Source organism: Planococcus sp. VCh962 (assembly GCF_057748275.1).
Window position 1 is genome coordinate 59177 of record NZ_JBYLHS010000002.1, and the last position, 12242, is coordinate 71418.

Here is a 12242-nt window from a genome sequence, read left to right on the forward strand (position 1 = left end):
GAAAAATCGATTGGAAGAACCCTTTGCCTTGGCAAAATGCAACCGACCCAAAATCTCTATCGACGTTTCAGATAGTTTCAATCGGTGTTTCTCGTCTTTCAATCGACGTTTCTCAAGTTTCTATCGGTGTTTTTAAATTTTCTATCGGTGTTCTCCTTAAAAGCAGATCTCGAAGGGCAAAAGATCGATTAGAAAAGCCCTTTGCTAATGCAAAGGGCTCCCCCAAGACCCAAGACGCAATTTGCCTTAGCAAATTGCAACTGACCCAATCTCTATCGACGTTTCTCGCATGTGCCATCGGTGTTTTCTGGGTTTCTATCGACGTTTTTCCAGTTTCAATCGATGTTTTCAAACTTTCTATCGATGTTTCTCCAGTTTTTATCGGTGTTCTCCTCAAAATCAGCTCACGAAGGGCAAAAGATCGATTGGAAAAGCCCTTTGCTTTAGCAAAGGGCTTCCTAAAACCAAGACGCAATTTGCCTCGGCAAATTGCCACTGATCCAAATTCTTATATGGGCGTTTCCAGCAATTTCTATCGACGTTTCTAACAGCTTCTATCGACGTTTTCTGGGTTTCTATCGGCGTTTCTCGGTTTTCTATCGGTGTTTTCAAGCTTTCTATCGGTGTTCTCTCTAAAAGCATCTTCCCTAGCTGGCGATCCCTATCTACTGTTATAACTGTAGATCTTCCCGGCTCGCAATCACTACCCTCACCGTGCTGGCAGCGAGCGGGTCGTAGTTTCGCAGTTCACCGAAATCAAGCTCTGTCAGCTCTTCTATTTGAGTGACTGGCACCTGATATGTCCGGAATCCGCCGTAGACAAATTCCAGATCACCGATCAAATCTTCCTGTGACTGCAAATATGCCGTAACCGACAATGAACCGTCTTGTTTCCGCATCACCGCCACTTTCCAGAATTCTTCCGGAATTTGGCATCCACGGTACACAACATCGCTGTCGCGGAAAACTGGCCCGGTAAAGACTGTTACTTTCAAGCCGTACTCTCCTGCGTTTTCAAGCAGGTAATCTTCCAGGCTAAGCCAGGTTTTTTGGTTGAAGTGCTTGTGCTGCGGTGAACAGTTCGTGAAATGGAACGTGTGCTCATTTGCTTTGACCGCGTCTATGCCCCAATTCGGATCTCGTCTTCGGGTCAGATGGCCGCGGTCAATGTCGTTATTTTTATATACTTCCGGCCCTGTCTGATATTCTTCCAGAATTCTGGGATCGAAATACCATTTATCGTTGTCCCTATTCACTTCAATTAACTGGCTGCCGTCAATATTCACCGCACTGAAAAAAGCGAGTTTTCTTGATTTGCTCATGACGATTGAAAAATGGGTATAGTCGAGGGCCGTTTTTCCATCTGCTGTCTGAGCGATATCCGGTTGGCGTTCTTCGCTCAATGACGGAAGCGGGACTTCAAAACCGGCTCCCAAAAAGGCAGAATCATAACCGGTGACACCGCTGTACCACTGCGCTTCCAGAGCACCGATTTCCATTGGAGCTGCAACGGCTTTAGGATCATGCAATAACTGATCCAAAAGCTGACGGCCATGGGAATCTTCCATACTTGCCCGGTGCTTGGTGAGATGGCGGACAATGGAGCTGATGCGGATGCCTTCATTGGCAATCCATTTTGCATCATCTTCAGGATGCGGAATGCCTGCATGATGAAGCGCGACCACCACCCATTGATCGTTGAACACAGGAGAACCTGAAGAACCCGGCTCGGTGTCACTGACATAATGCACATAGTCAGAAGAGATGAATTTAACTTCGTTTTCCCGGAGGGTGACGGCTTTTGGCCCGCCTTTCGGATGCTGGATGATGCTGACATATTCCCCTTCCAGAATTTTCCCGGGCTGCGGCAGAAGCGGCAAATAGCCGAAGTCGGAGAGCTTCACACCTTCCGCGTCCATTTCGTGAACCGCTACTAATGTGAAATCAAGCTCTTCATCGGTGATGAACAATTTGTCCGGATCGAGCCGGAAAGAGACGATTTCCTTCGGCAGAAAATTGACGTCGTCTTCGTAGTTAAATTCCGCCACAGCATACTGAGCGGCCTCATATGTATGCAGCACATGATGATTCGTTAACAGCAGTGACGGTGCGACAAGAAATCCTGTGCCGTAGCTTTCAATCTGTCCGCTCTGGTTCCGGACCGACATGCGGCAAACCGCTTTACTGACATTCAGTCCCGCTTGCAAATGCGCAATCGGAAACAAATCACTTTGGTTGATGATCCGCTCCATTGCCAAGTTATCATGCACATTGATGATGCTGCTGCGCGTCATCATCCGGGACGCTGGATCGCTAGTTGTCTTGGCGTTTAATTTCTCCTGTTCAAATTCAAGGTATCTTTTCAAAGCCTGCTGTTCAATATGAGCCATTTTGCTAGTTTGCATGTTCTGATCCGCTCCTTTTGAATAAACGAAGTCTGCCGTTTGCATTCGGTTAATTTTACCTTTAATAGTTGAAATATTCTATTTATTACCTATAAAAAATTTTATCATAGCCAAATAAAAACCCCTAGCTACTAAAGGAGCAAATTAAAAATGCCACTCTCAGCAATACAATTGAGAGTGGCAACTACTAAATTTTTATTGTGATTTAACAGACAAATCTTCAAACTCTTTTGCAATCCGCTCCAGAGCCTCTTTAATTACCGGCCGCGGAGATGGAAGGCAAATACGCTGATACAGCAACCCTTCCTCGCCGAACATGCCGCCATCTTCAAGCAAGACATTGGCTTTATTATAAATACGGTCATGGATTTCTTCAGCATTGATATTGTAGCCGCTGAAATCGAGCCATAAGATATACGTTCCTTCCGGAATGCTGACTTTCACTTGCGGCATCTTTTCTGCCAGGAACTCTTTGACATAGTCCATGGTGCCATCTATATATTCTTTCAGCTGCTCTAGCCAATCTTCGCCTTCATTGTAAACGGCGATCAGCGCTGCCACGGTGAAAGGCGAAGGCAGCTGTATGCCCATTTCAGTGGCGAAGGTTGCGCGCAGATCTTCATTTTGGATGATGACATTTGTACAGTGAAGTCCGGCAACATTAAAAGTCTTATTGATGGCGGTCAATGTAATGAGGTTGTCTGTATTTCCCACCGCTTTTGCCATCGGAATAAAAACCTGATCTTTCCGGATCAAATCTCCGTGGATTTCATCTGCCACAATCAAAACATTATGGCGCTGGCAGATTTCCGCCATTTTACGCAACTCTTCTTTAGTAAAAATGCGTCCCGTTGGATTATGCGGATGGCATAAGATGAACATTGTCGTCTTTTCATCTTTCGCTTTTTCTTCAAAATCCTCAAAATCGATGGTGTAATATTGGTTTTCATCTGCAATCAGCGCATTATTCACCACTACTCGCTCATTGCCTTCAATCGCACCGGTAAACGGCGGATAGACCGGCCGTTGGATAATGATGCCGTCCCCAGGTTTTGTAAAGGCCTTAACAGCCACATTCAGGGCATGGACCGTTCCTGGGCTGAAGACGATCTGCTCTTTCGTGACTTCCCAGTCGTGGCGCTTCTTGAACCATCTGTTAATGGCCTCGTAATATTCTTCCGGGAACACCGTATAGCCAAAAATCCGGTGATCGACTGTTTTATGTAAGGCATCAATTAATGGCTGTGGCACCGGCAAATCCATATCAGCTGTAAATAATGGAATGGTGTCTTCATCATAGCGTTCCGTCAGGCCAAATTCTTTAATCAGATCGGCTCCGTCCCATTTCAAGGAATAGGTTCCTCTTCGGTTGATGATTTCATCGAAATCGTATTTCATGTCGCAACTTCCTTTCGATCTTATTCTGCATTCAGTGTAACGCAACTAGTCATTCATTACCCCGCTTGGCGCCTTGCTAAGCTTGAAACGGTTTTTGAATGGCTGTTTTTAGCAATATGCTTTTTTAAATTCTTCCCTATATCTTCTGTAAATTCCTTTAAGCCTTTTACTGTCTTTGTGCCGTTTAATCCTTAATATTTCTTGATTCGAAATAATTGCACTTATTAAGATTAATCATCAAAATAGAAGGGTATTCATTATAACAATTCAATTTTTTAAAAAAGGAGAAATGCAGAATGGAATTTGTGACCTTAAACAATGGATTGAAAATGCCACAGCTTGGATTCGGGGTTTGGCAAGTACCGGACGACCTGGCAACTGACGCCGTAGCAAAAGCGCTGGAAGCAGGCTATCGCTCAATCGATACGGCAATGATTTATAAAAATGAAAAAGGTGTTGGAAAAGCGATCAAGGAATCCGGTATTCCACGAGAAGAGTTGTTTATTACGACAAAAGTCTGGAACAGTGACCAAGGCTTTGACAAGACCATTCAAGCTTATGAAGAAAGCTTAGAACGTTTAGGCCTTGATTATGTTGACCTTTATTTGATTCACTGGCCGACCCCAAATTTTGACCAATACGTCGATACATATAAAGCACTTGAAAAGCTTTATAAAGACGGACGCGTCAAAGCGATTGGCGTCTGCAATTTTGAAATCGAACATTTGGAGCGCTTGTTGGCAGAATGTGAAGTGACACCCGTGTTAAATCAGATTGAATGCCATCCGTATTTGGCACAGAACGACTTAAAAGAGTTTTGTGCAAAACACGATATTTTCATTGAAGCTTGGAGCCCGCTCGATCAAGGCGGTGAAGTGCTGCAGGACGGGGCTGTCCTGCAAATTGCAGAAGCGCATGGCAAATCCCCTGCCCAAGTAGTACTGCGCTGGCACCTGCAAAACAACTCGATTGCCATTCCGAAATCCGTCACTCCTTCGCGCATTGAAGAGAACTTCCAAGTGTTCGATTTCGAATTATCCGCAGATGAAATGGAACAGATTAATGGTTTAAACAAAGACCGCCGCAAAGGCTCACATCCGAATGAAATGCATATGCGGTGAGGTTTGTTTCCTTAGCATGAACTAATGGTGAAGAAATTTAAACTCTTAAAAGGCGTAAGCCCTGAAACATACCGGACTTACGCCTTTTAACTTTACTATTTATCTTTGTGATTTAGATTACTTCTCTAAAAGATTCCGTAAAGATTATAGTAGATTCTCTAAATAACAGCACATCAGTTTCGATGCTTTGAAAAACGATTAAGATTCGGTTCTGAATCTACTTGCTTTGCGACAGAGAAAAAACTTGATGCCTCTCTTGCACTAACTCTTCTTCTACAAGATTTATGCTTTTCTGGTTACTATAGAGTATGTGCAACAAATTATTTCGCTGAGTTGCTGTCAGTTCTTTGCTATCAAAAAAAGGGATATCTTTTACATTAAAAGCATTGACCATCACATTGCTGCTGTTGCGTTACTTTTCAACATATATCTTAACTTTCCCATTTTCTAAAAGCAATTTCCAGTTTCCCCCGGATTCTTGCTATTCCTTTAACCTCTAAAATCCCAAGCCCTGTGAAACTCTGTAATTTTTGGAAAGTCCTCATGATAAATCGAATGGGTTTCCTTTCTTAAAACTCCTGCTTCTACCATTCGATTCGAATAAATATTATCACTCATTTCACTCCTCATTTCTTTTAAGAAGTAGTTGCTCTAAATTTTTTGATCATACTTTCTACTGATATGTAAAGTAGCTGCGATAAATACTATATTTAAGATTGCACCAGTAAGAGAGAATAAAGCAATTGCAATCAAATCGCTCTTATATATGTAAAAGCCGACAACCAATGCTGTAATTCGGCCTACTAACATAATGATTGTGCTAATCAATTGAAATGCTTGTGCAGATAAAGCTGGCAATGCTGTTGTACTTGCTTTATTAAGAAATTTGAAAAAGGACCAAAGTGCAATCCATCTAGCATATTCACCTGCCATTTCCCATTCAGCACCAAAAACAAAACTGAAAAGTGGAGGTCCAAAAAAAATAACAATGATATAAGGAAAGATACCAACAACCCCTAAATAATAAGTCGCTTTTTTTATTAAATCTGTCATCTTCTCTCCATTATTTGCTGCATCGGATATTCTGGGGTAAAAAACGTCTCCAACAGACTTGCCAATCAGTTGCGAAGGAATTGATAGTACAGTGTATCCAATTGAATAAAAACCAGCAGAAGCAGGGCCAAAAAAATTGGCAAGCAATATAATTGGCAACCCTTGAGATACTGCATCTATAAAAACTTCCGGTGCCCTGTAGAACGGAAAATCTTTATGTTTAAATGCCAGCTTTTTAACAAGCCCTCTTTTTTGCTGCTTAAGCTTGAATTCGATTTTTTCAATTCTGCTGGATAGACCAATCATCATTGCTGCCTTAAAGCCAATTCCGAATGTTGACAAGAAGATAAGTACAGCCGCATTCGGGTAAAATAGTCCGATCAAAACCATGCTTCCCTGTAACATTAAAGCTTGCAACACTGCGACTTTCGCAGTTACTTTAAACTGCTTTGTTCGAATTAACCAACCTTCTGCTATTTGCAAAGTGCCTGAAAACAGTGCAACAAATGGCAGAAGAAATAGAAACGGGGACATGTCTGTAAGATTAAACAAGTTGATAATCTGATCGTAAAATAGTAAAAGCAACAAGCCCAAGGAAGTTGCACCTACTATGGAAATCAAAAAAGAAAGCTGAACCAATCCCTGAGCATCCTCCTCCTTCTTCGGAAGTACAATGGCAATTGGGTAAGTCAATGCTGATACAGGGCCAACAATAATCACTATAGCCATGAAAGCTCCCATCAATCCATAAGCTTCAGGACCATACAATCTTGTAATAATAGGGGATAATGCCATATAAACAATTTGAGCCATGGCAGTACCTGTAGCTACAATTATGACATTGCGCACAAACGGCTTATTGGTGAGTTTTTCAACTTGACTTCTCATTTTCCCTTTTATACCGCCTTCCATCTTTAATCGGGAGTCTCCCATATTATCTCTTTGAATTATTCTTTATAATAATAACTAGCAAAAGCAGATAATTAATTTCCCTAATTTTAAACCTTTTTAAAAAGGTATTTTCTTTTATAACTTCCGCTTTCCTCACTTTTTTATCATGATACAATTATAAATTTTCAAAGCTTTTCGCCGATATTTGATTTTCTTCCTTCTTAATTAATTTTTAAATAGCCAAAAAGATTCCCTTTTTTAAATGTGTCAACCTCCTCAATGTGTGGAATCTTTTTACTAGCAAATAATATACATTAGGATAATAAATGGCATTTAAAGCTCTATTTTCAATTATTCTATCATCAATTCTTTCTCTAAAACAGAATAATTTTCTTAATTTTATACATAATTAAGAAAATTATAAATTAAATAATGGAATATCAGTATTTAAACTCATAAATCATAAAAAATAAATTGCACTTATATATTATTATTGCTAATCGGTCAATTAAATTTCTTTTTTTAACTAGGTCTAACGATTATAAATAAGACTAACTGTTACTTTTTAAAATAAAACCACTTTTGAATCCGTAGATTTCTAAAGTGGTTTTATCAAATATTTCAATTGAGATTTTTGATAAGCTCATATCTAAAAAACTATTCCCTTCTATACACTGAAAATAAAACTTAACATCTAAAACACAATCATCTGTATGCAATCAGAAAAGCCTTTATTACAATTCAACATTGTTTTGTTTTTTTCTAAAGTTTTGTTTTAGAATGGTTTGCATTACTTCATTGTGTGCCTCACACCGAAATATATTCATGACTATCATATGGTTCTTATCAGAATATAGAAGGTCAATTAAGCGGTTATTCATCAACCGATTAAGCTTATTAAAAATTCGGCCCCTGCCGAATAACATGGGATAGTAATACGAAGCGTTGCTCCTTGAAAAATCTTCCCATAACGCATTTATTTGTTCTGGATACTCCAAAGCCTTAGACATTTCATCCATCCTTCTCAGCCGTTCGACAGCTTTGCTTTCGTCAGCAAGCCTTATGCCGTGTACACTGGCGTTTAGTAAAACAAATCTTATTTGAGGCTTGCCTGCGCCAACAATCGTAATTTCCACTAATATTCCTTCATTCCATTCATCATTACCCTCTTCCCAGCCGAAGACTGAGTTTCCTTGCCCATAAAGTATGGTACTTCCATTTACTTCTTCATATGTGCCTATGCAATGACTATGTTGGCATAATACTAGATCCGCACCAAACTCAGCCATATTCCTACATTTTTTCTGCAATAGTGGAGATGGATAGGGATGATATTCGCTGCCGCCGTGATATAGGACAATTAAAAAATCACATTTTTTCTTAGCAGCATATATGTCTTTTATAGAATCAAAGTAATCAAAACGGTTAGCTCCAGCCTGATTTGATGTGGCCAAATTAAATTCTGCTTCTGCAAAGCTTAATATTCCTATCGTTTTACCTTTTAGCGAAAGGAAAAGTGGCTCTTTAGCGGCATTCAAGTCATGTCCACTTCCTACTGTCTTGATCCCCAATCTTTCACATGTTTCTAAAGTATCTATGACTCCTTGAACGCCATAATCCAGAATATGGTTATTCGCCATGGAAAATACATTTATTCCCCCTTTTTGAAGTGTTTCTAAATCTTTTGGCAAAGCTTTTAAACTCGGCCCTGTTTTCATGATTGGTTCATCGGTTTCCGTAGCAGGTGCTTCAAGGTTAGCAATAGAAACGTCAGCTTCTCTTAGTATATTCACTGCTCCATCAAGAATCTGTTCCGGGTCTTGGCTGTCAAAGAGTTTCCGATAATCTTCTGTCGGACAAATATCCCCTAAAATCGCTATTTTTATTGATTCTTCCATTTTTATAAACTCCTTTCTTCCCCAAAGTTAAATTAACTAGTTTTGAAATTCAAATTCCTTCACGCCTTCTTTACCTGCTATACTGCCCACATTAATTATTTACTCCTTATAAAAGTGCATTTCTTTAATTTTAGATAAGGAGGCCAGTTAGGCAAAATTAAAAAGAGCACGATATTAATCTCTTGTAATCTATTTTAACCATAGAAATAAAAATAAATCTATATTTTATTAAAATTATGAATATTTTAACTATATTTGAGCGTTCTGCTAAATCTTATCTAATAATCTTCAATATCAATCTTAATTAAGAAATATGCTGAGTTGTAGAAATGCATACCCACCTTGAGAAGCTTTTTTATATAATGCCACGACATAGTCTTTTATTACAGTTTTCTTTTTCAAATAATTTTTAAAAATTCGACATGAAATTACAATATAAAGATGAAATTAAAATCCAAAAGAAAGTTCTACAATCTGCCCTACCAAAACTACGGGTATTTAAAAATACTTAAAAAACATTTGCCAAGCTATACCCATCCTATGGTTTCCATCATCAGCTTTTCAAATAATAGCTTGCTGAAGAAAATAATAATCAACTCCCCTAACATTCAAGTCCTTCAAACGGGCGGCAATGTACGGACGGTTCTATCCTAATAAAGAGCCTATACTTACAAAACAGTCTGTTGCAACTTTTGGTGTCTACCTTAAATAAGCCACCGTCAAAGATTCGGAAACAAAAAAATATTATGTCCAGGCAATTACAGAAATGTAGCAAAAGAAAAAAGGCCGAATCTCCGCAAACATCTGTCCGAATTGCGGAGGCCCACTCGTCACAAGAGCCGGAAAGCAGAGCACCTTCAAAGGCTGCTCGTCTTTCCCGAAATGCCGGTTTACTGCATAAATATTTTTTGCCTACATAAAAGCCGATGCTGAAATCTGTGGATTTCAACATCGGCTTTTTCTAACTCCTCTTTATTTAAGTAAGTCATACAAAATTATTCATTCGGTTCTGCGGGTTTCGAGATATCTTCAATAGCTTCTCCTGCATGCTGATCAGATGGGTCTTTCACGGCAATATCGCCCAGTGAAACAATCCCGATAATTTTATCGTCTTCGACAATCGGAAGTCGGCGGATTTGATGTTGTGACATCAAGGTTGCCGCGTCTTCAACATCCATATCCGGTCTGCCCGTCACAAGTTCTGATGAAATGATTTGGCCTACCGGCGTATCAAGCGTGAACTGAGCGGCGATTCCTCGAGTTACGATATCCCGGTCTGTGATAATGCCGACTAATTTATTGCCGTCAGTGACCGGAATTGAACCGACGTCCAGATTCAGCATCTGAGTTGCCACCGCTTGAATCGGAGTGTCTGTTGAACAAGTTTCTACATCAGTCGTCATAATTTCTGTTACTTTCATGATTTTGCCTCCTCGAATAGTGGTTTCGTGGCTACCATAAAATTACAGGAAAATCAATCCAACGCGGAAATCTGTTTCTGTGATTTCTCCATGCCAAGCGCTTGTGTTAACGGACAGTAGCGGGTGATTCCTTCGGCAACTTTTTGTGCGCCCATTACCGAAACGAATAATTGCCCGGTTGATGGCTTTGATTGCTGAGACATTTTAGCGATCGACCAGGCAAGCAATGTCAATCCGCCAGTGATGCGAATCATCGAATTGACGGTGCCAATGTTTTGCTTCATCCCTTATCCCTCCCTGTTTCCAGATTACACCTATAGTGTTCCCTTTTCCCTTTGTGCTAAACCGCTTCTTAAGTCGTGAGGCAACGCTCCAAATAAAGCAGCCACTCACGAAATCCTTTGATTTCAAGAGTGGCTGCTTTTCATTCATTTCTTAATTCAAATTTAGGAGCAACCCGTTTTTTGGTCGCCTGCTCATAAGCATACGCCAGTTCAATCAGCCGCGGTTCACTCCATGCAAGGCCGCTGAAAGTCACGCCAACCGGCAAGCCTTTGGTGGTGTAGCCAGCCGGCACCGTAATCGACGGATATCCAGCTTTAGCCGGCATCGCCGCACCGCGATTATCCTGGAACAGCAAAGCATCGAGATTATGCTCGGCCATCACCACGTCAATGCCTTCTGTTGCTGAAGTTCTAATGTCGGTTGCCCGGTGCTCCAAATAAGTGGGATCGGCTGGGTCGTCGCTCAATGCCTGCGATCTTTCCAACTCGATTTGACCAAATTTCATCCGGGTACCAGAATCTTGTTTATTGAATTCAATGACGTCAGCAAGTGACTTCACCGGCACGTCCTCCGAGGTTTTGCCCAAATAATCATTGATGCCCCGTTTAAACTCATACCATAATACACCTGATTGAAACTCCTGGTTCGGAATCACCACTTCAACGACAACCGCTCCCTGCGCTTCCATTTCTGCCATCGCTTCTTCAATAATAGCTAGCTCTTCCGGTTCTTCCTTATTCAAGAAGCTGTAATCGATGCCAATTCTCGCCCCCTCAAGACCGTCCTTTTTTAAATGAGCGGTATAGTCCGTCAAGCCGGCACCCACGCTGCGTTCAGTTAGAGGGTCCCGCTCGTCCACTCCTGTCAGGATGCCCAGCGTGATGGACGCATCCGCAACCGTACGCGCCATTGGGCCTGCTGTATCCTGGCTTTCTGCAATCGGGATAATGCCCGTGCGGCTGGTCAAGCCGACCGTCGGTTTGATGCCGACAATTGAATTGGCACTGGCAGGGCTCAGGATGGAACCGGACGTTTCCGTGCCGATGCCGACAACCGCAAAGTTTGAGGCGATGCTTGCACCGGTTCCGGAACTCGAACCGCCGACGCTTCCCGCTTCAAAGACATCCACTCCATAAGGATTGAGCACTTGACCTCCGAGCCCGCTGTAGCCGCTTGGTACATTTTCCGTCATGAAATACGCCCATTCGCTCATATTGACTTTGCCGAGGATAATCGCTCCCGCTTGTCTCAGCTGAGAAGCGACAAAAGCGTCTTCAATGGCGAAATGATCTTTCAGCGCAATTGCTCCCGCAGTTGTTGGCATCTTGTCTGTCGTATTGATATTGTCTTTCAGCAGCACGGGAATCCCGTATAACGGGCCCTGCCCTTCCTGGCCGCGCATGCTATCCAGCTCCGCTGCTATTTTCAAGGCATCCGGATTGATGGTCAGCACCGAATTGATTGTCGGACCGTTTTTGTCGTACTGTTCGATTCTGTCCAGGTAAGCCTGAACCAGCTCCACTGAAGTCAGCAGTTGTTCTTCAAAAGCCTGCTGGATTTGGCTGATGGTTGCTTCTTCTATTTCAAACGCTATTTTTTCCATAGTTGTTTGCCCCTATTCTCTGTAGAAATCTTTGCAGCATTTCCGGTTTAATAAGTAAACCCAATTAGCTTCCGCCTTCTTTTCTATTATATAAATTAATTCCGAAAATAAAACAAAAATTCTAACCTGAAGAAATATTTTAATATTTCTGGAGATGTTTTAGACGT

Annotated in this window: 10 protein-coding genes; 3 read left to right on the plus strand and 7 right to left on the minus strand. The window is 41.4% G+C overall.

Annotated features, from left to right (window positions below; translation table 11 throughout):
* The first annotated feature begins 23 nt into the window (after positions 1-23).
* Positions 24-548 (plus strand): hypothetical protein, encoded by a 525-nt coding sequence (locus AC3AQ9_RS07825; protein WP_488306909.1) that lies wholly within the window; start codon positions 24-26, stop codon positions 546-548.
* Positions 549-671: 123 nt separating this feature from the next.
* Here AC3AQ9_RS07825 and AC3AQ9_RS07830 read toward each other — a convergent pair whose 3' ends face one another.
* On the minus strand, positions 672-2405 hold the full coding sequence (locus AC3AQ9_RS07830; RefSeq protein ID WP_488306910.1) for a DNA/RNA non-specific endonuclease: 1734 nt from the start codon (positions 2403-2405) through the stop codon (positions 672-674).
* A 195-nt stretch (positions 2406-2600) separates the two neighbouring features.
* Positions 2601-3803 (minus strand): MalY/PatB family protein, encoded by a 1203-nt coding sequence (locus tag AC3AQ9_RS07835; protein ID WP_488306911.1) that lies wholly within the window; start codon positions 3801-3803, stop codon positions 2601-2603.
* Positions 3804-4099: 296 nt separating this feature from the next.
* Here AC3AQ9_RS07835 and AC3AQ9_RS07840 point away from each other — a divergent pair, with 296 nt between their 5' ends.
* Positions 4100-4924, plus strand: a complete 825-nt coding sequence (locus tag AC3AQ9_RS07840; RefSeq protein ID WP_488306912.1) for an aldo/keto reductase — start codon at positions 4100-4102, stop codon at positions 4922-4924.
* A 651-nt stretch (positions 4925-5575) separates the two neighbouring features.
* On the opposite strand, the gene AC3AQ9_RS07845 is transcribed toward AC3AQ9_RS07840, so the two are convergent.
* Both AC3AQ9_RS07845 and AC3AQ9_RS07850 read right to left on the minus strand, forming a co-directional pair.
* Positions 5576-6889 carry a lipopolysaccharide biosynthesis protein gene (locus tag AC3AQ9_RS07845; protein ID WP_488306913.1) on the minus strand — a complete coding sequence of 438 codons (1314 nt, stop codon included), beginning with the start codon at positions 6887-6889 and terminating at the stop codon, positions 5576-5578.
* A 713-nt stretch (positions 6890-7602) separates the two neighbouring features.
* Complete coding sequence (locus AC3AQ9_RS07850; RefSeq protein WP_488306914.1) at positions 7603-8766, minus strand: CapA family protein; 1164 nt, start codon at positions 8764-8766, stop codon at positions 7603-7605.
* 802 nt (positions 8767-9568) lie between these two features.
* Here AC3AQ9_RS07850 and AC3AQ9_RS07855 point away from each other — a divergent pair.
* Positions 9569-9667: a topoisomerase DNA-binding C4 zinc finger domain-containing protein gene (locus AC3AQ9_RS07855; RefSeq protein ID WP_488307563.1), complete on the plus strand. Its 99-nt coding sequence runs from the start codon at positions 9569-9571 to the stop codon at positions 9665-9667.
* Between the two features lie 94 nt (positions 9668-9761).
* Here AC3AQ9_RS07855 and AC3AQ9_RS07860 read toward each other — a convergent pair whose 3' ends face one another.
* The 3 genes from AC3AQ9_RS07860 to AC3AQ9_RS07870 form a co-directional block, all read right to left on the minus strand.
* A complete protein-coding gene (locus tag AC3AQ9_RS07860; RefSeq protein WP_488306915.1) occupies positions 9762-10187 on the minus strand; it encodes a CBS domain-containing protein in 426 nt (141 codons plus the stop codon).
* Between the two features lie 53 nt (positions 10188-10240).
* Positions 10241-10471: a YgaP family membrane protein gene (locus tag AC3AQ9_RS07865; protein WP_488306916.1), complete on the minus strand. Its 231-nt coding sequence runs from the start codon at positions 10469-10471 to the stop codon at positions 10241-10243.
* A 140-nt stretch (positions 10472-10611) separates the two neighbouring features.
* Positions 10612-12075, minus strand: coding sequence for an amidase family protein (locus AC3AQ9_RS07870; protein WP_488306917.1), 1464 nt, complete (start codon positions 12073-12075; stop codon positions 10612-10614).
* Positions 12076-12242 lie beyond the last annotated feature (167 nt).